Genomic DNA, 23,407 nt, shown 5'->3' with positions numbered 1-23,407 from the left:
TGCCCGGGACTCGTTGGCGGAGGCCGGTGCTGAGCACCGCAGCAGTGGGCGGCAGTGCGCCGACGGTGGTCGCGGGCGGTGTGAAGCGGACAGGCCCCGGCGGCTAGGCCGGCATGGTGAGCCCGGGGACCGGCACGAGACGGTAGTTGTTTTCGTCGGAGACGACTGTCCCGGCGGTGGGTGGCGGGAAGTGACTGCCCAGGAGCAGGGTGTCGGTGTCGGCGAGCGCGGCCAGCAGGTCGCGGCGGGTCTGTGTGGCCTGGTCGGCGTCGATGTCCACGCAGCTGGTGATGTGGGGATGCGGCAGCTGCACGGGGTGGTGGATGCAGTCGCCGGTGATGACGGCCGATCGGCTGCCGCTGCGGAGTTCGACGGCGACCTGCCCCGGAGTGTGACCAGGTGTGGCGAACAGCCGGATGCCGGGAGCCACTTCGACGCCCGTGCCGCCCAGGTCGGTGGTCGCGGGTACGTCGATGAGATCGAGTTGGCCGGACTCGCGGATCGGGTAGATCGAGTCGCGGAACATCTGCTGGCGGGGTGCTTCCAACTCGACGCCTGCCCAGTAGTCCCACTTGGTGGTGGATGCCACGTACCGGGCGTTGGGGAAGGTGGGGACCCACGTGCCGTTGTCGTCGCGGGTGTTCCAGCCGACGTGGTCGGCGTGCAGGTGGGTCAGGACGACCAGGTCGATGGTCTCGGGTGCGAAACCGGCCTCGGTGAGCCGCTGCAGGTAGTCGGTGTTCAGGTTGTGCCAGGCCGGGTTGGCACGGGTTTTGCCGTTGCCGATTCCGGTGTCGACGAGTACGCGCAGGCCGTTCGCTTCCAGGGCGAAACTGTGGCTGGCCAGATGCAGGATGCCGTCGTGGCCTGCGAAGGATGGCTGGAGCCACGGCACTTCGTTCACGACGTCGGGTGTCGCGTCGGGCAGTAGCCAGGGGCCGGTCTGCGGGGGAGTTCGGTTTCGTCGATGCGGTGTACGACAAGGTCGCCCACGGTCCAGGCCGGGGCCATGCTGCGGGGGGTGTGCGAGGGGGCGGACGGGTTCATGCGAGGTCTCCTTCGGAGGATGTGAGGCATGCGGGCGGAGGCGGTAGCGGATGCGCTACGGGAGGCCACGACGGCCGACGAGCGGTATCCGGAGGGCGCCGAACTCCTTGATTGACGAGATCGTCCTTGAAGGGGAACGGTGCATGCTCGCCGCCGCACTGGAGTGGTTCTCCCGCCGGCACAGCAGCCGCTTCCGCATGGGCGACAGGGGCGCACCAGTACGTCGTTCGGTCGTGCTGCCGACCACCACGGGGGCTGAACCGCCAGGTCTTCGCGTCGACGGTGGCGATTCACAGCCTCAGGCAGAGGCTTGTCACCGCAGGTGCTCCAGATCTGGCCCGGCGACTTGTACGTGCGCCCGGCAATCGTCCCAATGCGCCCGGACTGGTTCGCCGCGTTACTCCGCAGTCCGCCACCTATGAGATTTCGAAGCTCGAAATGTAATAATTCATGCCAATCGATACAAAGAACCCCCTTCGGGGATGTCGGCCTTCATGAGCGGGATGGATGGCGCGCCGTGAGTATTCCGCAGGACTCGTCGAGTCAGCCTGACCGCGAGCTGGACGACGCAGTCCTCACCACCCTGTTCTCCGAAACCCGGGTCGGTCTGCATGTTCTGGATACGGAGCTGCGGTTGGTCCGGTACAACTCCGCAGCACGGAACATTCGTGCGTTTCCTCTTGAGGAGTTCCTGGGGCGCAGGTTCACCGATGTGTTGCGCACTTATGACGTCGCGCAGGCGGACGCCATCGAGGCCATGGTGACTGAGGTCCTGGAGACCGGCAGGCCCAGACGGGATGTGCTGGTGACGGTGCGTTCGCGGCGTGATCCGTTTGCCCAGGTCGTGGCATCGGTGTCGTGGTTCCGGCTGACGGGTGAGGGCAGGCGCCCCCTGGGCGTGGCGGGCACCATCATGGATGTCACCGACAGATACCGCGCTCACGCGCGACTCGCCTTGTTGGACCGGGCCGCGGCCCGCATCGGCAGCACCCTGGACCTGTTCCGAACCGCGCAGGAACTGGCCGATGTCACGGTCCCGGAGCTGGCCGACACGGTGACGGTGGACCTGCTCGACCTGGTACTGCGCGGTGAGGCACCGGAACCCGGGCCGCTCATCGAGAACCTCCCTATGCGACGGGCCGGCCGGCGCGTGCATGAGAGTGCCGAGAGCTCGGAGGTGTACCCGGTGGGGGACGCGAACGCGGTCTCCGCCGGAACGCCGTACCGATGGAGCATGGCCGACCTGCGGCCCCGGCTGATCGGGCGGCTGGATGCGGATGCCGAATGGCTCTCCCAAGACCCGGTCCGGGCCCGGGTACTGCTCGGGGCCGGGGTCCACTCGATGATGGTGGTCCCCTTGCTCGCCCGGGGCGTGGTATTGGGCCTGGTCTGCTTCTACCGAGGACAGTGCCCGGATGCGTACGAGGACGACGATCTGGCACTCGCCGTGCAACTGGCCGCACGTACCGCAGTGTGCCTGGACAACGCCCGGCTCTACGGCCGCGAACGCTCTGCCGGCCAACTCCTCCAGCTCAGTCTGCGCCCGCGCGAGGTTCCCGTGCACACCGCGGTGGAGACCGCTCACAGCTACGTGCCCTCGGGTGCCGGCGGCGACTGGTTCGACGTCATCCCGCTGTCCGGCGCACGCGTCGCCCTGGTCGCCGGCGACACGCCCGGCCGGGGAATCCGCGCTGCGGCAGCCATGGGCGAACTGCGTGCCGCCATCGGCGCCCTGGCCTCTTTGGACCTGCCGCCCGACGAGCTGCTCGATCGCCTGCACGAACTCGTCACCCGGCTCGGCAGCCGGGAACCCCGGCATGACGGCCCCGACAGCCGAACCGTGGGCACTACCTGCCTGTACCTGGTTTACGACCCGACGACCCGGCAGTGCAGCATGGTCCGGGCGGGCCACCCGCCACCGGTCATCGCCCTCCCCGACGGCACCGTGCAGCTCGCCGACATCCCTCAGGGGCCGCCACTCGGACACGGCCTCCCCGCCTACCAGAGCGTCGAGAGGGAGCTGCCCGAGGGCAGCACCCTCGTGCTTTACAACACCGCCCTGTATCTCCACAGCTCCGCACAGCACGACGGACAACGCCTGGACGGCATCCGCACCGCTCTCGCATCCGACAACCGCTCCCTGCAGGAAGCCTGCGACGCCGTCCTGGACGGCCTGGCCCCGGAAGGGCCCGAGGACGACGTGGTCCTCCTGTTCGCCAGAACCCGCGTCCTCGACACCGACCACCTGGTCTCCTGGATACTGCGCCCGGCGCCGGAGGTCGTCGCCGAGGCCCGCAAGCTCGCAGCCGGCCAACTCGCCGCCTGGGGCCTGGACGACCTCGAGTACACCACCTCGCTGGTGGTCAGCGAACTGGTCACCAACGCCCTCCGCTACTCCGACGGCCCGATCGGGCTGCGCCTGATCCGCGACCGGGCCCTCATCTGCGAAGTGTCCGACACCAGCAGCACGTCCCCGCAACTGCGGCACGCCGCGGACACCGACGAAGGCGGCCGCGGCCTCTACCTCACCGCACAGATGACCCAGCGCTGGGGCACACGCCCCGACCGACGCGGCAAGACCATCTGGGCCGAGCAAGAGCTGCCGTGACCGGTGCGCCCGCACCTCCGGCAAGTGACTTCGCCGTACTCGAGCCACTCCTGCCGGAAGGCGCGATGGTTCGGGGCTGGGCGGATGAGCGGTGGACGGGAGTTGCTTCGGCGGCACGGCCAGCAGTCTGCGCGGCGGGCCATCGAGCGGAACGAGGCGGCGGTGGCCCGCACGCACCTTTCACCCAAACGCCGTTGCTCGCAGTGCGGTGTGCGGCGGCGCGCTGGTTCTTCAGCCAGACGGCGAGGTTCGCGGCGTGCCTGTGGGCTACGGCGAAGGCGTCGGCGAGGTGCACGAGCGCGCTGGTAGCGCGCGGCGCGCGCAAGGTCTCCCGGAAGAAACCCGCAACGACAGACATAGATTGCCTGCGGTCCACACGTCCTTGTGGGCGTTAGAGAACGGGAGGGGTCATGGACCCGCAGGACCACGAGAGATTCCGGGACTTCGTCGATGCCCGGTGGAGCGCCTTGCTGCGCCTGGCGAACCTGCTCACCGGCGGTGACCGCCACGAGGCCGAAGACCTTGTGCAAACCGCTTTGATGAAGGCGCTGGGCCGCTGGCGGCATATCGAGGACCCGGAAGGCTACGTGCGCAAGGTGATGTACCGCCACCAGATCAGCCGCTGGCGGCTGCGCCGGCCGCACAGAGAGGCGACGTTCGCCGCGCCGCCCGAGAGTTTCGGTGTCACCGACGGCACATCCGCCGCCGACCTGCGGATCACCGTGAGCCAGGCACTGGCCCGGCTGACGCCGCGACAACGCACCGTACTGGTGCTGCGCTACTTCGAGGACCTGTCCGAGACCGAGGTCGCCGGCGCGCTGGGCTGCTCGGTGGGCACCGTACGCAGCACCACCCACCGGTCGCTGGCCCGGTTGCGCAGACTTGCACCGGAGCTGGGTTCCCCCGCGCCCACCGCAACAACCACCCCGAGCAACATGTCCCTGAAGGGAGCCCGCACATGAACGCCGACCAGAACGCCGACCAGTTGGACCGCGCGATCCGGGACGTCCTGCACGCCTGGACCCCCAACGACCCCGGCGCTCCTGCGGACATCGCCGATCGCATCGTGCGACGCCGCCGACGACGCAACCTCGTTCGTGTGACCGGAGCCGCCCTCGGCCTGGCCGGCATCACCCTGGGCTCCGCCCTCGCCACCGGTGCGGGCGGCGACAACGAGGCGCAGCCACCGGCCGGGCGGGTGAGTAAGCAGAGCAAGCCCTGGCAGACCACATTGCCCGGCAAGTCCTGGGACGCCTGCACCATCGGTGCCGATACCGGTGACGTGTACTGCCGGGGGATGGAGTACGACAGCATCGGCGTGGATGCCCGTACCGGAAAGGTCGAATGGCAACGGAAGGCCAAGGACGCCAACGGCAGCAGCACCCCATCAGGATCGATGCCCGGCGTCCGTGACGGGGTGTTGTACACCTACGCCGATCACGCCCCGGGGGCGCCCCGGGCCGGCACCGACCTCGTCGCCCTCGACATCGACAGTCGGCGGGTGCTGTGGAAGCTCGAGCTGGCCGACGACAGCCGAGGCCGGACCTCCGCCGTGCTGTTCGACGGCGGGATCCTCGCCAACACTCCGTCGTTCAAGAGCGTGTTCGCGCTGGACGGAGCGACGGGCCAGGCGCTGTGGACGTACAGATGGAAGAAGGCCGATTGCGACCGGGCCGTGATCGGCGGTGTTCCGTACCTGACATGCTCGCCGGACAGCGAGAAGGCGCCGCAGCAGAGCACCGTAGTCCGCCTTGACCCGGCGACGGGCACGCCGCGGACGGTCGCGACCGTCAAGGGCCCGACCACGTACATCGGTACGGACGGGGACGCCGTGCTGCTGGGCGGTATGGCCGGCGGACAGAAGTTCTTCGGCGACCCCGGTCCCGCCACCCTGACCCGCGTCGACACCCGCTCCGGCTCGGTGACGCAGCACCGTGTCGACGGCCTGCCGACGGGTGTGGTCGCGGACGGCCTCATCCTGGCCGCCGGCAGCAACGGCAGCGCCGTCGCGTACTCCGCCGACAACGGCAAGCGGCTGTGGTCGCGCGACCTCGGGCTGACGTTGCGCAAGGATCCGCGCGACCGCGGGATGCGGGAGTTGCCCTCCGCCGCCGCGGTGGACCTCACCAGCCGGGTGGCGTACTACCTCGACCCGTCCGGGCACCTGGTGGGCCTCGATCTGGACAGTGGTGCGGTGCGCTGGCGCGGCCGGGTGCCGCTGCCGAAGAGCCCGGTGCAGGGCGGGATCGCTCCCGAGCTCATGAGTTACGGCCACGACCTCATCGGCCAGGTCGGCGGCGAGCTCTTCAGGATCAAGCCCCAGCTGCCTCAAGGAGGTTGACGGTCGGGATGCAGCGAGGCCGCGCAGGCTCCGGCCCGGGGAACCCGGTTCCGCGCTCTGCAACGAGCTGGTCATGGCTGAGGTCTGCGAGGCCCCGGGGTCGGCCTCTGAGCCGCGCACGGTCACGCCGGGACGCCGACCGGTCATGGAGATCGCCGGGGTTCACAACTGCTGGGCACACAAGCTGCTTTGGCGAGCATGGGCACGATTGAGTGAACGGTGTGACGATCGGTGGGTGTGTCTGGCGGGGTGTGCGTAATGTTCTCGGTGCGATCTGGGACGCCGGGTGTGGCGTCAGCAGTCGGGGCCCCCGTGTCACCAGCGAGATGGTTCGGGGCCTCCCCGTCGCCTCTGGCCACACCCATATGGCCAGGTCGTAGGGATCCCGCCCGCCCGGGACGGACCGCATACGGGATATGCGTCGCCGGCCGGGATGCGAAAGCGGAGGACCAGTGCGCCCAAGACCGTTCGGGGCGTGCCGGTGAGTCAGGACTCACTCCTGCTCACTGCCCAGGAACGGTACCGCACGAGCTGATCGGCTGGACGCCCGGCGCGGCGAGCGGATCGCCGCCTGTCTGACGGAGCTGGAGAACGAGTACGTCACGGTCATGGGTGATTGAAGCGCGGCCGAAGGTCCTGAGTGGCTTCGGACCGTGGTGGCGAAGAAGGCGGATTCAGCGGTGTTGTCCTAGTCGTGATCGGTGGTGAGGGCGACGTGCCGCCAGGCGTCCATCTCTTTGCGGAAGGTGTCCAGTTTGGCGTCGAAGGCTTGCAGGGTGTCGGCTCCGAGCGGGAGGCGCAGGGGCGGCTCGGGGGCGGCGGCCATCTCGACTATGGCGCGCGCGGCCTTGACCGGGTCGCCGGGCTGGGCGTGGTTCAGGCTCGCGGCGGCTGCACGCATCGCGCCGACGGTGGGCGCGTAGTCGCCGATGGTGTCGGGGCCGGTGTGCAGGCTGGCGGGGTCGAGGAAGTCGGTGCGGAAGAAGCCCGGTTCCACGAGCGTCACGTGGATGCCGAGGGGGGACAGTTCGGTGTGGAGGGTCTCGGTGAAGCCTTCGACGGCGAACTTTGTGGAGGCGTAGATGCCCCAGCCCGGCGCGGTGGCGAAGCCCACGATGGAGCTGATGTTGATCACGTGGCCGGAGCGCTGGCGGCGCAGTACCGGCAGCACGGCGCGCTGGACGGCGAGCGGGCCGAACACATTGGTCTCGTACACCGCGCGGACCGCGTCGTCGTCGGACTCTTCGACGGCGGCGAGCAGTCCGGTGCCGGCGTTGTTGACCAGGACGTCGATCCGGCCGAGCCGCTCGACCGCCGCGTCGACGGCCACTTGGATGCTCCGGTGGTCGGTCACGTCCAGCGGCACGGGGAGCAGCGCGTCGCCGGCGTCGGGAAACTGCTCGCGGACGGTTTCGGCCTTCCGCGCGGTCGCGACCACCTGATGCCCGGCGGCGAGGGCGGCACGGGTGATTTCCAGGCCGAAGCCCCGGGATGATCCAGTGATGAACCAAACGCTCATTGTCTTCTCCAGTGTTCAGGCAGTGGGCAGGTCGAAGGCCGCGCGGTTTTGGGCGATGAAGCCCTCGACGTCGAGGGGGTCGCTGCCGCCGATCGTCTTCACGAGGTCGTTGGTGCCGGCGAAGACGCCGTTGCGGTAGTCGACGGCCACGGCGAGCAGGTGCTGGATCAGGTGATCCGGCGCGCCGCGTCCGTGCAGGATGGCGGCGAATTCGTCGAGTTCGATGGGAACGTAGGTGACTTCACGGTCCAGCGCCCGCGACATCTTCTCGGCGATCTCGTAGTGGTTGAGTTCCTCGGCCCCGTACAGCGGGTAGATCTGGCCGGCGTGCGGGGCGGGGTCCTCCAGGATGGCCGCGATCACCTTCGCCTGGTCGCTTTCCGCGATGGGGGCGTGGCGTCCGTCGGCGAACGGCAGGCGCAGTTCGCCGGTTCCGTCGGCCCAGGTGTCGATCAGCCACTGGGCGAAGAAGGTTGGGCGGATGTGGGTGACGGGGACCGGGGCGTGGTCCAGGACGCGTTCGGCGACCCAGTGCTGACGTGCCGCGTTGCTGGCGGTTTTGCGGCGGGCGGAGACCTGCGACATGTTCACGATCGCCTGGACCCCGTTCTCCGCCGCCGCCTGGGCCACGTTCGCAGTGGCGTCCATCAGTCCGGGGCGGATCGGATAGGTGAAGTACAGGGCGTCGATCCCCTTGGCCGCCTGGGCCAGGGAGTCCAGGTCGAGGACGTCGCCTTCCACGACGTCCGCTCCGAGGGCGGCGAGCCGCTCGGCGCGCCCGTCGAGGCCGCGGACGAGTGCGCGGACGCGGTGTCCGCCCTGGAGCAGGAGTTCGGTGGTGTGGCCGCCGGTTTTGCCGGTGGCCCCGATCACGAGGAGGTTGCGTTCCATGATGGTGATCTCCGTTGTTCGAGAGGGAGCTGGTGGGAACTTCAGCGTCAGTCCTTCGAGCGGGTGTCGCACGAGATGGGTGAGAGGCGGTGCGATGCCCGTCCAGCAGGAGGCTGTGGTTGCGGGCCCGGCCCGAGTGGCCGCGGCCGTGTGGTCAGGGTGTGTGGCGGGGCCGGAGGGCGAGCAGCGCGGTGGCCGCGGCGATTCCGGCGCCGCCCTGGACGGACCAGGCGCGGTCGAACCCGGTGGTCGTGGCCTGGGGGGTGAGGGCGACGAGCAGGGCCACGCCCACGGCGCTGCCGATCTGGCGGCTCATGTTGAGTACGGCGCTGGCGGTGGTGGCTCGTTCGGGTGCGAGGGTGCCGGCGGCGGCGAACAGCGGCGCCTGGGCCAGACCGCCGGCCAGGCCGACCAGGATCAGGCCTGGGAACATGCCGCCCCAGTAGTCGGGGGTGGTGTGCACGGTCGCGATCCAGTAGGCGGCGGCGAGTGCCATGGCCAGCGTGCCGGTCACGACGGGGGCGGTGCGTCCGAAGCGGCTCTGGATGGGGCCGGCGTTCATGGCGAAGGCGATCGAGGCCAGGGGAGCCGGGGCGATGGAGACGCCTGCGCGCAGCGGGCTGAAGTGCCAGACCTCCTGCATGAACAGGGCGGTGCTGAGCAGGACGATGGCGAAGCCGACGGAGAACAGGAACAGGGCCACAGTGGCGGCGGTGAACGGCCTGCCGGCGAACAGCTGCTTCTCGATCACCGGCGCCTTGGCGCGCAGGGTGCGCTCGATGGTCGCGGCAGCGGCCAGGGCGGCTGCGGTGAACAGGGCCACGGTGCGGATGTCCGTCCAGCCCCACCCTGATCCCTGGACGGTGGCGAGCACCAGCAGGCTCACGGCCAGCAGCAGTGCGAGGGCGGAAGCCGCGTCCGGCACAGCGGCCCCCTTGGGCTGGCGCACCTCGGGCAGCAGCAGCGCGCCGGCGACGAGGGTGGCGATGCCGACGGGAACGTTGATCAGGAAGATCCACCGCCAGTCGAGGGTGACGAGCAGTCCGCCGACGGGCGGGCCCGCCGAGGCCGCGATCGCGCCCATGCCCGCCCACAGGCCGACCACCAGGGTGTGCCGGCGCTTGGGGAAGCTCGGGTAGAGCAGGCCGAGCGAGGTCGGCACGATCATCGCCGCGCCGACGGCCTGGAGAGCCCGGGCACCGACCAGCACGCCGAGACTGGGTGCGGCGGCCGCGACGGCGGAGGTGAGGGTGAAGAGTGCCACTCCGGACAGCAGCATCTTCTTGCGCCCCCAGTGGTCCGCGATCCGGCCCGCGGGCACGAGCACGGAGGCGAAGACGATCGCGTAGGCCGACAGAACCCACGACACGCTCGCGACTCCCGTGCCCGGGAACGACCGGCCGATCCCATCGAGGGCGACGTTGACGACGAAGAAGTCGAGCTGCGCCATGAAGGCGACGGCACCCAGCACCGCCATGATGCTCCAGCGGCGCGGGTGACCCGCCTCGGTGACGGCCGGGGCCGGGCCGGTGCGCGGTGTCGTCGCGACCGCCTGCGGTGCAGCCTGTGTGGACATCCTGTCAGCCTCTCCAAAGGAATGGGCTTGGTAGCCCTTTTTCCGCCTGCCCCCAGGAGACACCTCACAGAATGGGTTGTCAAGCCCCTTTTTTGCGGTAGGGTGGACACCATGACCGCCACCAGCGAAGCGCCGGATCGGAAGCTGACCGCCAAGGGCCTGGCCACACGCGAACGCATCGTCAGGGCGGCAGCTGAGCTGATCTACGAGCACGGGGCGCAGAACACCAACAACGAGCAGATCCGTGCGGCCGCCGGAGTCAGCGGCTCACAGCTGACGCGCCACTTCCCCACCAAGGAGTCCCTGGTGCACGCGGTGCTCGCCTGGCAGGCCGACAGCATCGTCGCCCGCCACCAGGCGCCGGAGCTGGGAGAGTTGGACAGCTTCGCCGCCCTGCGCCGGTGGGCCGACTCCTACATCGCCTCGCAGGACATGATGCGCGGCGGCTGCACGTTCGGCTCCCTGGCCGCCGAGGTTGTCAAGATCGAGCCCTCCCACCGGGACGTGGTGGCCGACGGCTTCGAGCGGTGGCAGGAGCTGTTCAAGCGCGGCCTGAGCAAGATGCGCGAGCGCGGCGAACTGCGGCCGGAGGCCCACCCGGCCGCGCTGGCCCACCTGCTCGCCGCCGCGTTCCAGGGCGGAGCGCTGCTGGACCAGGCGGCCGGCGAGTCCACACCCCTGCGTGACGCGCTGTACGGGGCCCTGGCCTACGTCGAGTCATTCGCCGCAGAACGCTGACCGCACTGCGGAGTACGGACCGTTCCTGGGCGGTGAGCAGGAGTGAGTCCTGGCTCACCGGCGCGCTCCGAACGGTGTTGGGCGCGCTGGTCCTCCGCTTTCGCGTCCCGGTCGGCGACGCATATCCCGTATGCGGTCCGTCCCGGGTGGGCGGGATCCCTACGATCTGGCCATATGGGTGTGGCCAGAGGCGACGGGGAGGCCCCGAACCATCTCGCTGGTGACACGGGGGCCCCGACTGCTGACGCCACACCCGGCGTCCCAGATCGCAGCGCGAACATTACGCACACCCCGCCAGCCATGCCCACAGACCGTCGCACCGTTCGCTCATTCGTGCCCATGTTCGCCAAAGCGGCTTGTGTGCCCAGCAGTTGTGACCCTCAAGCAAGCAGCGTTCAGGAGGCGTCCGAGGCGAGCGGGCGGGGCGCCTGCTGGGACCGGGCCCGTGCCGTGAGCGGGAGTCCTGCGAATGCTTGATCGGCGACGCGCTCCAGTGCGACCGCGTCGAACCCGGCCCTGGCCAGTACTTCCATGCCCCGGTTGGTTGCCATGAGCAGTTGGCTGATTTCGGGGGCGTCCGCCTCGGGGTCGAGGTCGCCATGTCGCTGCGCAGCCTGAACGCACTCGGTCAGTGAACCTTCAATTCTCGTGAAGGCCTGCCGGACGCGTGCAGTGGCCTGCGGATCGTGGTCGGCTCCCTCGACGACGAAGCCGGTCACCATGCAGCCGAGCCCGTCGGAGTCATCGTGCACAAACCGCGCTGACTTCACGAGATACGCGTGCAGCCGTTCCAGCGCGGTGTCATCGGGGCCTTCGAGTACGGCCACCCAGGCGGTCTCGTTGCGGTCGCAGTACGCCTGCAGCGTCCGCAGGTACAGCTTGCTCTTGTCGCCGAAGGCGGCGTAGAGGCTGCCGCGGCCCAGCCCGCCGGCCTTGGCGATGTCGTCAACGCTGGTACCGGCGTATCCGGTACGGCGGAACTGTCGCTCGACGGCCTGTACGACCTTGTCCTTGTCGAATCCTGGTGGGCGCCCCATGGGGGCCAGCCTACAGGCCGCACGAGCATTCTTGACATTCCGTTCCACAACTTCTTACGGTTCCTGACAGAGCGGTCCAGAACCCTGGTGTCCGTCACTCACGGCATCCCGCAGAACGGATGAGACGCATGTCTTCGCAAGATCAAAAGGGCGGCAGCCGGATGACGGCGTCCGTTCCGGCCCAGGCTTCCCGCGCCGCGGACCCCGGCAGCGGACAGGCCCGCTGGCTTGGCCTTCTGGTGGTGTGTCTCGGCGTCATGATGGCCTTCGTCGACGTCACCTCCACCATCTCGGCCCTGGGCGATATACAAAGCGACCTGCACGTCACTGCGAGCACGCTGGTATGGATCACCAGCGCGTACAGCCTTGCTGTCGTGAGCTTCGTGATGTCCGCCGGGACCTTCGGCGACCTCGTGGGGCGTCGGCGCGTGTTCAGCCTGGGTGCCGCCGTCTTCCTGGCCGGCAGCGTAGTCGCTGTTTTCGCCGACAGCGCCGGCATGCTCATCGCCGCACAGGCGATCGCGGGCCTCGGCGGCTCAGCCGTGTTGCCGACAAGCCTGGCGATTGTCAGTGCCACTTTCACCGACCCGCACGAGCGCACCTCCGCGATCGGCATCTGGGCCGCGTGCTCCGGAGTGGGCCTGGCCATCGGCCCGATCCTCGCCGGAGCCCTGCTCGAACATTTCTCCTGGCACGCTGTCTACATCGCCAACATCGTCATCGCCGGCGCGGCCCTCCTCCTGGCCCCGGTCTTCGTAGCCGAGTCCAGGCACCCCACGCGCAAGCCCGATCTTGCGGGCCTCGTCCTGGGCACAGTGATGACGGCTTCGGCTACCTACGCGATCATTCAGGGTGGCGCCACCGGATACACCAAGGCGCCGATCATCACCATGTATGTGGTCTTCGCCGTATCTCTGTTCATGTTCGTACGCGTAGAACTCCGTCACCCCGACCCCATGCTGGACCTGAAGCTCTTTCGGAGCGCTTCCTTCTCGGCCGTCATGGGCGTGGCTGCTGTCAGCGTTTTCGGACTGGTCGGTGTCGCCCTGCTCAGCGTGCTCTACATGGAACGTGTGGGACAGACCAGCCCCCTTGACGTCGGCGTGCGCCTGCTGCCGCTGTTCGGAACGTTCCTCCTGGTCACCGTGGCGGCCGCCCGAGTGCTGGTACACCGGGTCGGCTTCACACCCTTGATCACTGCGGGCCTGGTCCTCATCGGAGCCGGGTCTCTCGCTCTGCTCGCGACCGATGCCTCGGGAGGTTACGGGGCGATGTGGCCCGGGCTGCTCGTGGCGGGCATCGGCGCGGGCCTGCTGACGGCGCCTTCGACGGCTTCCGCAGTCAACAGTGTCCCGCCACAACAGGAGGGCATGGCGGCAGCAGCGGTGAACATGGCTCGTCAGCTGGGAACGGTGCTCGGCCCCAGCGTGCTCGGAACTGTCGTCACCAGTCGCTTCCCCCGGAACCTCCATGACCGTCTCGTCGAGGCAGGCGTCCCGTCGCCGCAGGCGGACAGGATCGTGGAGGGTGCGTCACACGGCGGCAGCGCGACAGACCTCCCCGCATCCCTCGCTCGCGTGGTGGGAACCGCGGTACCGAGGGCGTTCACCGACGCCGTGCACTTGGGCAACGTCATAGGCGGAGTTGTACTGATCGTCATGGCCGTGCCTACGGCGCTGTTTGTCCGCCACAAGGTTCACAGTCCCCGGACATCCGCCGAAGCGTAAGCGGCACGTCAACGGGACGGTGTGAGGCGGCCACAGGACTTCTGGCCGAACAACGTCCCCCCGAACAGCCGGTGTTGATCGCTGAGCACAACCATCAACACCGGCACCGGCCGCGAACCGAGCACCGGTCAAACGGAGGGCCGGCCCCCCGGGCGACGCCGTGATCAACCGGCGGCCCAGTTCAAGCCAGACTGAAACCGTGCGCCTGACGTCCCGCGTCAGCGTGCGCGCGAAAGGGAGACACCGCCATGGCCAAATTCCTGCTCAGCATCCACGTGCTGGCGGCGATCCTGCTCATCGGACCGGTCACCATTGCGGCGAGTTTGTTCCCGCGTTTTGCACGCCAGGCACTGGCCGACGGACCCGAGCAGCAATCGGCCAAGGGATCGGTCCGGCTGCTGCACCGGATCTGCCGGGTCTACGCTGTGGCCGGCGTCTCCGTCCCGGCCTTCGGTATCGGCACCGCCCAGGTGATGGGCGTGATGGGCAGCGCCTGGCTCATCGCCTCCATGGCTCTGACAGCGGTGGCCGCCGTCCTGCTGGGCATCGCGGTGCTCGGCACCCAGGACAACGTGGTCACCCAGCTCGACAAGCCCGACCAGACGTCGACCGCCGCGGAGTCCCTGATCGCCCGGCTGCCCCGCCTGTCGATGATCACCGGCCTGTTCGCCCTCACCTGGCTGATCGTGGTGGTCCTGATGATCGTCCGCCCCGGCTCGACGACAGGCGCATAACGACTCAGCCACCGCAGTGAACCCCGCGCTCTACCGATGGCTGTTGACGTGGTCGTGCTGTTCAACGCAGAACTCGTTGCCCTCCGGGTCGGCGAGGCCCCCGGCCACACCCCGGCGATGTCTCACGCCCACCGACCCCCTGGGTGACTATCTCGACTCACTGGAGTGCATCGGCCGGCTCGGGGTCGCCGAGGTGCTGCTGGCCCACCAGTACGCGTTCACGGACGCGGCAGGGCCGTACGGGAACTCCTCGACCATCACGAGGAACGGCTGACCGGCCTGCTCGCGCTGTTGGCCACCCCGCTAACACCGTGGCAGCTGGCCGAGCGGATGGGGTGGAACAGGCCGTGGGGACAGATCTCGCACGGTTCACGGAACTTCGCCGTCTCCGGGACGGGGGCACATCTGCGCCGAAGCTGGGACCCGCGGAGACCGTGCCGGTGACATACGTTGCCGCGTGAGGGGCGCGAGTGATCCACCCGTGAGGAAGCGCCCAGCTCGCCCACAGAGACCTCTCGCCGCGGATTCGATGTCGGATCCGCGGCGAGATGCCGGATACAGGACCGGGCCGGCCGGTCGAGCAGATGCCGGGCTCGTCCGGCGCTACTGAGCCGTCAGGCCTTGACCGCGGCCTGATCGGATTCGGTGACAGGGGCGGTCTCGTCGCCGGAGCCTGCCACCACGCGGACTGCCGGAATGGCAGCTGCGATCACCGCGCCGAGCAGGGCGACGCCGCCGCCGATCATCAGAGCAGTGCGGAAGCCGTCCTCGGAGGCGAAGGTGTAGCCGCCCATCGTGGTGGTCATCTGGGCGAGGACCACTCCGATCACGGCCGAGCCGACCGAGGTGCCGAGCGAGCGCATCAGCGTGTTGAAGCCGTTGGCGGCGGCGGTCTCGGAGAGCGGGACCGAACCCATGATCAGGGCGGGCATCGCACCGTAGGCGAGGCCCACACCGCTGCTGGTCACGATGGTGACCAGCATGAGACCCCAGGCCGAGCCCATCAGTGCCAGCGACAGACCGTAACCGGCCGCGATGACCAGGACCCCGGAGATCAGCGTGAACTTCGGGCCTCGGGCATCGGTGAGCTTCCCGCCGAGCGGGGAGACGATCATCATCATGAGCCCGCCGGGAGCCATCCACAGGCCGGCGGCGAGCATCGACTGGCCCAGACCGTAACCAGTGGCCTCGGGGAACTGCAGCAGCTGCGGCACGACCAGCATGCTGGCGTACATGGCGGTGCCCACGAAGATCGAGGCGAGGTTGGTGAGCAGCACCCGGGGGCGGGCGGTGGTGCGAAGGTCGACCAGCGGGTCGCGGGTCCGCAGCTCCCACATCCCCCATCCGACCAGAATCACGACGGCTGCGGCGAACAGGCCGAGCGTGGTCGCCGAGCCCCAGCCCCAGTCGGCGCCCTTGGAGACCGCGAGCAGCAGGGAGACCAGGCCGGCGCCGAGGCCGAGCGCTCCCGGCAGGTCGAAGCGCTGACCCTTGGCGCCGGCCGGTACGTCCGGGATCAGGAACCAGATGAGAGCCGCAACCGCTACGGCCAGGACCGCGGAGCCCCAGAACAGCACGCGCCAGTTCGTGTACTGGGCGACCGCTGAGGCGATCGGTAGGCCGAGGCCACCGCCGATGCCCATGGAAGCGCTGACCAGAGCGATCGAGGAGCTGAGCTTCTCCGCAGGGACCACGTCACGCAGAAGGGCGATGCCGAGCGGCAGCATGCCCATGCCCATGCCCTGCAGACCACGTCCGATGATCATGGGGATGACCGAGGAGGACAGTGCGCACACCACCGACCCCGCGATCAGCGGCACCGAGCACGCGATAAGCATCCGGCGCTTGCCCAGCAGGTCGCCCAGGCGTCCGGAGACCGGCACGAAGACGGCCGCCACGAGCAGGGTGACGGTGATGACCCAGGCGGCGTTCGACGAGGTGGTGTGGAGGATCTGAGGCAGCTCCGCGATGAGCGGCGTGACCAGGGTCTGCATGATCGCTGCCGTGATGCCCGCGAAGGCCAGCGTGGCGACCACACCGCGTGAGCGGCTTGATGCCTGGGAGGCATCCATAGAGGACTCCTTGATTGCATGATGAGAGAACGATATGCATCGTACACGTCTCATGTATCCATCACATCTTGTGCGTGACACATATGCGCATGAGAGGATGCAGGAGAAGGCCGTCGCGAAGGACAAGGTCAGCGCGTCGGACTGGCAGGAAAGGGAAGGCAGCAGGCATATGGTCAGGCCCACGAGTGACGTCGAGTACGAGCAGATGTTGCTCAGCCGCCACGGACTCGTTCACCACAGGAACGTCCGGCGCGAAGGCGGGCTGGAGCGCAGCGCTTACATACTGCTGAGCCGCATTCGTGTCCAAGGACCCATGTCCATCGGTGAACTGAGCGCCGCCCTCGGACTCGACACATCCACTCTCAACCGGCAGACCGGCGCAGCGATGCGCTCCGGCCTCGTGGACCGCATCCCCGACCCCGACGGCGGGATGGCCCGCAAGTTCCGCGTCACGGACAAGGGTGCGAGCCTGCTCGACGAGGAACGCGAACGCACCGTCGACAACCTGGACCGGGTCATGGCCGACTGGTCGGACGAGGACATCGCGGGCTTCGCCGCCTACCTCAAACGGTTCAACACCGACATCGAACGTCTCGCCGGACGCCCCTGGCCCCGGCCGTGAACCCGCGGTCGCGAGCGCGGGCCGACCTCCGCCTCGTGGCCGGGCAGGTGGGTTTACGGCACGAACGCTTCCACCGGGGCCTTGCCCGAGGCCGCGAGGATCTCCGGCTTCCGGTCAGAGACGTTGCGCCGCACCATCCGGTAGGAAACAGCGCTCCTCGACGAGCCGGTGGAAGATCCGCGTGATCGTATGACGCTGTTTACTGATGGCTTTTGATTTCGAGGCCGTGAAGGGCCGAGATCGTCACTCGCTTGGCTCGGTGCCCCGTGGTTCAAGCGGCTGATCACTGAACATGAGTTGCATCTGTTCTTCTCGCCGACTCGCGACGAGCTGAAGTGGGCGGCCGAGGCGACGGACAGCGGCGGGACAGCAGGCATCCAGTCAGCGCGGCGGCGAGGCCGGCCAGCCCGGCCGCCGCGAAGCCGCCCGCCGGCACGGAGGCGTCGATTACCACCCCGACGATCGGGGATCCGAGCGCGAAACCCGCACTCTGCGCCGAGGATTGCAGACCTGTCGCCTCACCCCGCACGCTGGCCGGCGCCAGTCGGCTCACCGCGTCGGCCACCGCGGAAAGGGTCGGCGCGGCGAGAAACCCGGTGCCGACAACGGCCACGCACAACCAGGGCCAGTCGTGGGCAAGCCCCGCAGGAATCGTCACGAGCCCGAGCAAGCCGAGCAGCAACCACGTGGGCACCGACCGGGACAGCGCGCCGTAGATCAGCCCGCCGACGACAGAGGTCACGCCGAGCACGGCCACGACCACGGCGGCCCAGGACACCTGACCTCCTTCTTCGAGCGTGGCGACGATGGCGAGGTCGACGCCGCTGAGCAGCGTCGTAGTACCGAACGCCATCGTCAGTACGGCCATCATGCCGACGCGCAGCCACTCCCGTCGCGGGGGCCGTCCCGTCGCGCCGGCATCCGCCTCGTCCTCGGCACGCAGCGGCGGGTTGAGCAAGGCGATCCCGGTTCCGCCGGCCACGATCGCGGCGCCGAGCCCCCACGCCACCACACCGGGGGACACCTTCGCGGCGCACAGGATCACGACCGCCGGGCCCACCATGTACGACAGCTCGCCTTGCACCGACTCCAGCGCGAACGCGGCCCGGCGCTGTTCCGCCGTCGTCATCGCGGCGATCGCCTGCCTGGTCACCGGCTGGGCCGGCACCATCAGTAGACCCGCCGCAAAGGCGGCACCCAATAGGGCCCTGTACGGCAGGATCGGCACGCTCAGCCAGAACACGACCTGCACTGCGACAGTTACCAGCAGCACCGCACGCAGGCCCCGCCGATCGATCACGCGGCCAAGCAGCGGCCCGCCCAGCGCCAGCCCGGTGGTCAGAGCCGCCGTGACACCGCCGGCTGCCGCATAGCTCATATTCAGGCCCAGCACGACATACATCGTCAGTGCCATCACGACAGCCGTGATCGCGGTACGGGCGAGAAGGGAAACGCCCAACAGCGATGCCATCCCTGGCACGGCGAGTATCTGCCGGTATCCGGTCACTTGCGTGACGCTAGATCCTCCGCCATGCCATAGGTAGTGGTTCATTTACTGGGGCTGACATAATGAATCGTTATGGCCAGGGATCTTGAAACCGCATTGCTGCGGTCCTTCGTCACCATCGTGCAAGCGGGCAGCATCAGCCGCGCCGCGACCACGCTTGGACATACCCAGTCCGCGCTCAGCCAGCAGGTGCGCAAGCTTGAGAGGGCCATCGGCCGTCCGCTGCTTTACCGATCACCGTCCGGTGTTTCGCTGACCCGGGCGGGCGAGGAGCTCCTGCCGTACGCCGAACGCATTCTCTCGCTCTCCGCACAGGCACTCACCGAAACCGGGCGCACGCTTACCGGCCGCTGCGGCGTCGGGTTGCTCGAAGACCTCGCTGCGTCCCAGCTTCCGCAGGCCCTCGCCGACCTCGCCCGGCTGCACCCCGGCGCAACCCTGGAAGTGCTCAGCATGTCCAACGCCGCGATGCGGGAGGCCTACGACACGGGCCGCGTCCAACTCGTGCTCAACGAGGTGCCGGCCGTTCCCGGACCGCCGCGCTGGACGGTACGCCGCCCGCTGGTCTGGGCGATCGGCCAGGGTGTGGACGTGGCTGCCGATCCGCTGCCGGTGGTGCTGTTCTCGAACATGTGCTCCTGGCGTACGGCGGTGCTGGAAACCCTGGAACGCGCCGATCGGCCCTGGCGGGTGGCGTTCGAAAGCAACAGCCTGGTCGGTGTGCTCGCCGCAGTACGGGCAGGGCTCGGCGTCGCGGCGCTCATGCCCACGAACCTAGAACCGGCCATGGCCTGCCACGACGCGGACGCCCTGCCCACCCTGCCGGACGTCGAGCTCGGCCTCGCACGGCACCCACGATCCGAAGGCGATCCGCTGATCGATGCCGTTGAGACCGCGCTACGACGCATGATCTGAGTTTCGCGGCTGGCCAACGCGCCGGTTTGCGTCCAACCCGCAACAGGAATTGGCCAGACGCCCATGCGCCGGCGTCGTGAACTTTCCTGTGGTGCCGGAGCTCTGCCGGTCTGGAGCCGAGGTGGGAAACGTGGCTGCCAACTCCCCGTGACGCGGGAGACCAAACCAACGATTCCGCGGTTTCGTCCCGCCCTGCTGAGCGTCCTGAACCAGCTCGTGGAGGGCCTCTCACACTCCGGCTGAGAAGCCATGTGCTGCCGTCCGCTGCGCGATGCGGCGGCCGGGCCGAGGGTGGTCTTGGTCTCGGCGAATCCCTGGCCTCCCGGCTGGATGCCCCGCTGACGGATCCTGGCCACAACTTCCCCGCCGGCGCTGGCCGAAGGCCCGGCAGCCGTCGTCGCGTCCGACTGTCACGTCAAGGCCACAGGTCTCAACTTCTGAGCCCCCCGGATACGTCCCGATGGTAATTTCACCGGCCAATTGACCTTGCGATACGACACCTCAAAGGGGAACCACGTTGACCACTCCGCCGCCTGGCCGTGATCCGCACACCCAGCCCCTCAACGCTCCCTACGGTCATCAGGGCGGCAACCCGTACAGCCACCCCGCCGTCGCGCCGGTCCCTGCCCGCCGCATGAGTCTCAAGGGAATCGTGAGGGGAGTCGGCGGTGTCGTCGTGGCCGCCGTTGTCGTCTTCGGCATCTACGAAACCTGGTTTGCGGGCGCCGCGACCGCCGATGCGGGCGACTGCTTGAACGCTGCCAACTGGACGGCCACCAGCGTGGTCAGCGTCGGCGATCCTGAGTTCGAGATCGTGGACTGCGGTGACCCCAAGGCCGAGTTCAAGGTCATGAGCAGAGAATCCGGCACAGACGGAACCTGCGACCCCCAGCACAGGAGATACACCCAGGGCGGCTCCGGCCGGGACTTCACGCTCTGCCTCGATCCCGTTAAATGAGCAGTCTTATGAAGGGGTGAGTTCGCCGGCGCCCGGCGTTCGGCCTGCCGCCTCGCGCAGCACGTCATTCTCAGTCCCAGCAGGATCGGTGATGTGGCCTGCGTTGCCCTCGTTCTCAACGGGAGCTGGAAGTGATCACCGTTGAGAAAGCCTCACTGAGCCGGATTCCTTCATCATCGCCCCGGTCACCAACCAGCTCGGTCGCCTCCCGTATCTGGGGTTGACAAGCCGCAGCGGTCGACGCTGACGCCCAGTCAGGGGCGCTACGCGATCTCAGTAAGCGGGTGTGGTCTGCGATGGTGATTCGTGCCTGGCGGTGTTGTCCCCTCGAAGCCGATGCCACCGCCAGGCAGCCACGCCGGTCATCTGCCCGGTGGGGTGCGGCTGCCGGGAGCGCAGTTGCCCGGGTGTCGCCGATGGCCGGGTCGGGGTGCTGCACGGGGTCCCAGCAGGCGTACGAGGCCGGGTGCCGGGCGGCCGGTGAGCGGGCACCGGGTCACGGACGACGCGGCCCGCGACTGAGCGGCCCCGAAGTCGAGCCGCCCGTCGCACCAGATCACTGCCTCGCCGTCCAGCGCGGTGTCCGGCCGCAGCGCCATGCCGGCCAGGGCCAGGTCCATCCAGCACAGCGTGACGACCCTCCCGGACCGGGCGTACAGGATCACCGTGTCATCGGTACGCCGCAGCACGACTCGGCGTCTGCTGTTCTCCAGACTTCGGTGTGTCTCATGAGACACGAAGTGACCTGCTGGTGGGTGGCGTTGGGCGGTGAGGGAGTGCGCCGGCGTCGGTCCGGGTTACGCGAAGCGTTCGTGGTCCGCCAGCACCGCGTCGATCACATCGAGATGGATAGCGACTTGCCCGTCCCTGGGATCGGAGCACTGGGTCAACGTCAGCAGGGACTTCCACAGCGCCCAGCCCCTGGCCCTGGCCCAGGTGCCGTCATCCTGGTCGACTGTGTCCCGGAATGCCTCGCGGCTTTCCTCGCGGAGCATCGTCCAGGCGATCACGAGATCGCAGGCGGGGTCGCCGATGCCCGAGGTGCCGAAGTCGATGACGGCCGACAGCTTGCCGTCGGTGACAAGAAGGTTGTTGCCGCCGATGTCGCCGTGGAACCACACCGGAGTTCCACGCCATTGGGCCTCGAGTGCCGCTTGCCAGGTCTCGGTGGCCCTCACGGTGTCGATCCGGCCGCTCAGAGCGGTGATGCAGCGACGCGTCTCGTCGTCGTAGTGGGCGGGTGACGCGCCGCGATAGCCGCTGTGCGCCCCGGCGAGAGGACCGCCCGTGGGGTCACAGCGCTGAAGGGCGAGGATGAACCCGGCGAGACTGGTGGCGAACTGGGTCATGTCGTCGACGCGTTCGGGAGAAGCCGTCTCGCCGGGCAGCCAGCCGCGCACGGACCAGGGGTAGGGGTATCCCGCGCCGGGGGCTCCCTTGGCCAGGACGGTGGGGACAGCCACCGGCAGCGCGGGGGCCAGGCGAGGCAGCCAGTCGCATTCCTTGTCGACCGCAGGGGCGTAGCCGGCTGCGGTGGGCAGGCGGACCGTCATGCCGTCACCGAGGCGGTAGGTGCGGTTGTCCCAGCCGTCCACAGCCACCGGGACCACGGGCAGACGGCTCCACTGAGGGAACTGGGTGGTGATCAACCGCTTCACCAGGGCGGTGTTGATTCCCGCGCGCCCGTCCGCACCAGCTGTAAGCACCCGCTGATCCTCACCGGTGAGGTCGTACCAGGCAAGTGATTAACGACGCGAGACACATCTGAATGTCTGGAGAACCGTCGAACTTCGGCTCGTACCACCACCCCGGTCCCTCGGGCAGCGTCGGGACCGCCCGGGCCAGCGCCACCTTGACCCGCGCAGCGCGAAGGAGCGAGCCGAGGCGGTAGCTGCGCTGCGTCTACGGCGCGATCCGGGAGGCGGTCGAGCACCGCGGCCAGCGTAGCCAGTTCGCATGAGCTCACGGACAGGCAGGGCACGGGCGTCCTCGCAGTGGGGCGCGAGGACGCTGATCAGAGAAGAGCATGCGGGCGCGGCTCCAGGTCAATCTTCGGCCTCAGTAACCTTGATCATCTGGCGTCGCGTCCCTCCTTTCCGTGTCGGCGTTCAGGGGAATGCGCAGAGCCGTGTGCGGAGCGGCTGCATGTGGGCTGCGCTGTGTGTTGCCGGCGGAGTTCGGGGCAGTCGGTCCGGTGAGGGCTCCTGTCGCGTATTCCCCCGTCGCGACAGGAGCCCTTGTTTCCCGTGCTGTTGTGCGATGTGGGCCTGGGTGTGCGAAGAAACGTGCACGGTGCCCGTTACCAAGATCGTGCCCGTCCTGGGGGTGGTGCGCCGGGTGGTGTGGTGGGTTGTGCGCCGGAGCGTGGAAGGGCTTGCTGTTGATCATTCAAGGGGTGGGTGTAGCGGCCAGTGAAGGCTGGGGGCGCGCCCGCCGTGTATGGGTGTCAGCTGCAGGCGACAGTAACGGAAATATCCGCATTCGGTAACCGGCTGCGATGGGCCTGCTGCTGGCCTCGCCGACGGGTCACAGTTTGGGTCCTCGGCCCACGAGAGGCCGGGAACCCGTACCGACCTTCGGCCTGTATCGGCTGGTGGGGCACTGTTCTTGAGGGGGCATCACCATGTCTGCTTCTGTATCCGCCCGCCGTATCGCGGCCACTGTCCTGGCCGCCGGCGCCGTCGTCTCCGCTGTCGCCCTGCCGGCCTCCGCGCATGACAACGACCGCCACCGGCAGCCGCGGGTCGAGATCAGCGCCGTGCAGGCCGACAGCCCCGGCCGCGACACCCGCACCAACCGGTCGCTGAACGCCGAGTGGGTCGAGCTCACCAACAACGACCGCCGCGCGGTGAACCTGGATGGCTGGACGCTGCGCGGCGAGAACGGCCGCCGCTACCGCTTCGACGATGTCCGCCTCGCCGGCCGTGCCACCGTCCGTATCCACACCGGTATCGGCCGTGACACCCGCACCGACCTTTATCAGGACCGCCGCAACTACGTATGGGGCGACCGCTCCGACACTGCGACCCTGCGCGACGACCGTGGCCGCACTGTCGACACCGAGTCCTGGGGCCGGGGTTGGGGCCACTACCGCCGCTGACACCCGGCAGTGAGT

The 23,407-nt window shown here is 68.7% G+C and carries 18 protein-coding genes and 2 pseudogenes; 11 read left to right on the top strand and 9 right to left on the bottom strand.

The genetic code is table 11. The annotated features are described in order from the left end of the window. Positions 1–103: 103 nt before the first annotated feature. Positions 104–1,047 (bottom strand): annotated as a pseudogene (locus OHA88_RS01285) (MBL fold metallo-hydrolase). Between the two features lie 517 nt (positions 1,048–1,564). Here OHA88_RS01285 and OHA88_RS01280 point away from each other — a divergent pair. The 3 genes from OHA88_RS01280 to OHA88_RS01270 all read left to right on the top strand — a co-directional run bounded on the left by OHA88_RS01280 (position 1,565) and on the right by OHA88_RS01270 (position 5,996). Continuing rightward, positions 1,565–3,655, top strand: a complete 2,091-nt coding sequence (locus tag OHA88_RS01280; RefSeq protein WP_328623834.1) for a SpoIIE family protein phosphatase — start codon at positions 1,565–1,567, stop codon at positions 3,653–3,655. Between the two features lie 410 nt (positions 3,656–4,065). Continuing rightward, positions 4,066–4,617 (top strand): SigE family RNA polymerase sigma factor, encoded by a 552-nt coding sequence (locus OHA88_RS01275; RefSeq protein WP_267007525.1) that lies wholly within the window; start codon positions 4,066–4,068, stop codon positions 4,615–4,617. Beyond that, complete coding sequence (locus OHA88_RS01270; protein WP_328623833.1) at positions 4,614–5,996, top strand: outer membrane protein assembly factor BamB family protein; 1,383 nt, start codon at positions 4,614–4,616, stop codon at positions 5,994–5,996. Before OHA88_RS01275 ends, OHA88_RS01270 begins: the two co-directional genes overlap by 4 nt. Positions 5,997–6,684: 688 nt before the next feature. Here OHA88_RS01270 and OHA88_RS01265 read toward each other — a convergent pair. The 3 genes from OHA88_RS01265 to OHA88_RS01255 all read right to left on the bottom strand — a co-directional run bounded on the left by OHA88_RS01265 (position 6,685) and on the right by OHA88_RS01255 (position 9,982). Next, entirely contained in the window at positions 6,685–7,515 is an 831-nt protein-coding gene (locus OHA88_RS01265; RefSeq protein WP_267007527.1) for an oxidoreductase, read from the bottom strand. A 15-nt stretch (positions 7,516–7,530) separates the two neighbouring features. Next, positions 7,531–8,406: an NmrA family NAD(P)-binding protein gene (locus OHA88_RS01260; RefSeq protein WP_328623832.1), complete on the bottom strand. Its 876-nt coding sequence runs from the start codon at positions 8,404–8,406 to the stop codon at positions 7,531–7,533. 154 nt (positions 8,407–8,560) lie between these two features. After that, on the bottom strand, positions 8,561–9,982 hold the full coding sequence (locus tag OHA88_RS01255) for an MFS transporter (RefSeq protein ID WP_328623831.1): 1,422 nt from the start codon (positions 9,980–9,982) through the stop codon (positions 8,561–8,563). A 111-nt stretch (positions 9,983–10,093) separates the two neighbouring features. Here OHA88_RS01255 and OHA88_RS01250 point away from each other — a divergent pair, with 111 nt between their 5' ends. Continuing rightward, on the top strand, positions 10,094–10,720 hold the full coding sequence (locus OHA88_RS01250; protein WP_328623830.1) for a TetR/AcrR family transcriptional regulator: 627 nt from the start codon (positions 10,094–10,096) through the stop codon (positions 10,718–10,720). 395 nt (positions 10,721–11,115) lie between these two features. On the opposite strand, the gene OHA88_RS01245 is transcribed toward OHA88_RS01250, so the two are convergent. After that, positions 11,116–11,757, bottom strand: coding sequence for a TetR/AcrR family transcriptional regulator (locus OHA88_RS01245; protein ID WP_267007531.1), 642 nt, complete (start codon positions 11,755–11,757; stop codon positions 11,116–11,118). 128 nt (positions 11,758–11,885) lie between these two features. Here OHA88_RS01245 and OHA88_RS01240 point away from each other — a divergent pair, with 128 nt between their 5' ends. The 3 genes and pseudogenes from OHA88_RS01240 to OHA88_RS01230 all read left to right on the top strand — a co-directional run. Beyond that, positions 11,886–13,484 (top strand): MFS transporter, encoded by a 1,599-nt coding sequence (locus OHA88_RS01240; RefSeq protein WP_328623829.1) that lies wholly within the window; start codon positions 11,886–11,888, stop codon positions 13,482–13,484. Positions 13,485–13,732: 248 nt separating this feature from the next. Then, positions 13,733–14,218, top strand: a complete 486-nt coding sequence (locus OHA88_RS01235) for a DUF2269 family protein (RefSeq protein ID WP_267007533.1) — start codon at positions 13,733–13,735, stop codon at positions 14,216–14,218. 130 nt (positions 14,219–14,348) lie between these two features. Beyond that, positions 14,349–14,679: pseudogene (locus tag OHA88_RS01230) on the top strand (MBL fold metallo-hydrolase); the annotation flags it as partial. Between the two features lie 153 nt (positions 14,680–14,832). Here the strand turns inward: OHA88_RS01230 and OHA88_RS01225 are convergent. Then, the gene (locus OHA88_RS01225) at positions 14,833–16,290 is read right to left on the bottom strand and encodes an MFS transporter (protein WP_328623828.1); all 1,458 of its coding nucleotides are present in this window, start codon (positions 16,288–16,290) and stop codon (positions 14,833–14,835) included. A gap of 169 nt (positions 16,291–16,459) precedes the next feature. Between OHA88_RS01225 and OHA88_RS01220 the strand changes: the two genes are divergently transcribed. Continuing rightward, positions 16,460–16,912 carry a MarR family winged helix-turn-helix transcriptional regulator gene (locus OHA88_RS01220; protein WP_267008261.1) on the top strand — a complete coding sequence of 151 codons (453 nt, stop codon included), beginning with the start codon at positions 16,460–16,462 and terminating at the stop codon, positions 16,910–16,912. A gap of 283 nt (positions 16,913–17,195) precedes the next feature. Here the strand turns inward: OHA88_RS01220 and OHA88_RS01215 are convergent, their stop codons facing one another. Beyond that, a complete protein-coding gene (locus OHA88_RS01215) occupies positions 17,196–18,419 on the bottom strand; it encodes an MFS transporter (protein ID WP_328623827.1) in 1,224 nt (407 codons plus the stop codon). Between the two features lie 72 nt (positions 18,420–18,491). Here OHA88_RS01215 and OHA88_RS01210 point away from each other — a divergent pair, with 72 nt between their 5' ends. Both OHA88_RS01210 and OHA88_RS01205 read left to right on the top strand, forming a co-directional pair. Further along, positions 18,492–19,334, top strand: a complete 843-nt coding sequence (locus tag OHA88_RS01210) for a LysR family transcriptional regulator (RefSeq protein WP_328623826.1) — start codon at positions 18,492–18,494, stop codon at positions 19,332–19,334. Between the two features lie 517 nt (positions 19,335–19,851). After that, a complete protein-coding gene (locus tag OHA88_RS01205; RefSeq protein ID WP_328623825.1) occupies positions 19,852–20,292 on the top strand; it encodes an LppU/SCO3897 family protein in 441 nt (146 codons plus the stop codon). Positions 20,293–20,654: 362 nt separating this feature from the next. Here OHA88_RS01205 and OHA88_RS01200 read toward each other — a convergent pair whose 3' ends face one another. Further along, positions 20,655–21,029 (bottom strand): hypothetical protein, encoded by a 375-nt coding sequence (locus OHA88_RS01200; RefSeq protein WP_328623824.1) that lies wholly within the window; start codon positions 21,027–21,029, stop codon positions 20,655–20,657. 60 nt (positions 21,030–21,089) lie between these two features. After that, the gene (locus OHA88_RS01195) at positions 21,090–21,998 is read right to left on the bottom strand and encodes an aminoglycoside phosphotransferase family protein (protein ID WP_328623823.1); all 909 of its coding nucleotides are present in this window, start codon (positions 21,996–21,998) and stop codon (positions 21,090–21,092) included. Between the two features lie 917 nt (positions 21,999–22,915). Here OHA88_RS01195 and OHA88_RS01190 point away from each other — a divergent pair. Then, positions 22,916–23,392 carry a lamin tail domain-containing protein gene (locus OHA88_RS01190; protein ID WP_328623822.1) on the top strand — a complete coding sequence of 159 codons (477 nt, stop codon included), beginning with the start codon at positions 22,916–22,918 and terminating at the stop codon, positions 23,390–23,392. The last annotated feature ends 15 nt before the right edge of the window (positions 23,393–23,407 follow it).

Source organism: Streptomyces sp. NBC_00353 (assembly GCF_036108815.1).
Taxonomy (GTDB): Bacteria; Actinomycetota; Actinomycetes; order Streptomycetales; family Streptomycetaceae; genus Streptomyces.
The sequence above is the reverse complement of the archived record's forward strand: the minus strand, read 5'-3'. Positions and strand labels throughout refer to the sequence as shown.

Coding starts and splice junctions, on each gene's coding strand:
- OHA88_RS01275 (WP_267007525.1), top strand. CDS start 4,066: ATGGACCCGCAGGACCACGAGAGATTCCGGGACTTCGTCGATGCCCGG.
- OHA88_RS01270 (WP_328623833.1), top strand. CDS start 4,614: ATGAACGCCGACCAGAACGCCGACCAGTTGGACCGCGCGATCCGGGAC.
- OHA88_RS01265 (WP_267007527.1), bottom strand. CDS start 7,515: ATGAGCGTTTGGTTCATCACTGGATCATCCCGGGGCTTCGGCCTGGAA.
- OHA88_RS01260 (WP_328623832.1), bottom strand. CDS start 8,406: ATGGAACGCAACCTCCTCGTGATCGGGGCCACCGGCAAAACCGGCGGC.
- OHA88_RS01255 (WP_328623831.1), bottom strand. CDS start 9,982: ATGTCCACACAGGCTGCACCGCAGGCGGTCGCGACGACACCGCGCACC.
- OHA88_RS01250 (WP_328623830.1), top strand. CDS start 10,094: ATGACCGCCACCAGCGAAGCGCCGGATCGGAAGCTGACCGCCAAGGGC.
- OHA88_RS01245 (WP_267007531.1), bottom strand. CDS start 11,757: ATGGGGCGCCCACCAGGATTCGACAAGGACAAGGTCGTACAGGCCGTC.
- OHA88_RS01240 (WP_328623829.1), top strand. CDS start 11,886: ATGTCTTCGCAAGATCAAAAGGGCGGCAGCCGGATGACGGCGTCCGTT.
- OHA88_RS01235 (WP_267007533.1), top strand. CDS start 13,733: ATGGCCAAATTCCTGCTCAGCATCCACGTGCTGGCGGCGATCCTGCTC.
- OHA88_RS01225 (WP_328623828.1), bottom strand. CDS start 16,290: ATGGATGCCTCCCAGGCATCAAGCCGCTCACGCGGTGTGGTCGCCACG.
- OHA88_RS01220 (WP_267008261.1), top strand. CDS start 16,460: ATGGTCAGGCCCACGAGTGACGTCGAGTACGAGCAGATGTTGCTCAGC.
- OHA88_RS01210 (WP_328623826.1), top strand. CDS start 18,492: ATGGCCAGGGATCTTGAAACCGCATTGCTGCGGTCCTTCGTCACCATC.
- OHA88_RS01190 (WP_328623822.1), top strand. CDS start 22,916: ATGTCTGCTTCTGTATCCGCCCGCCGTATCGCGGCCACTGTCCTGGCC.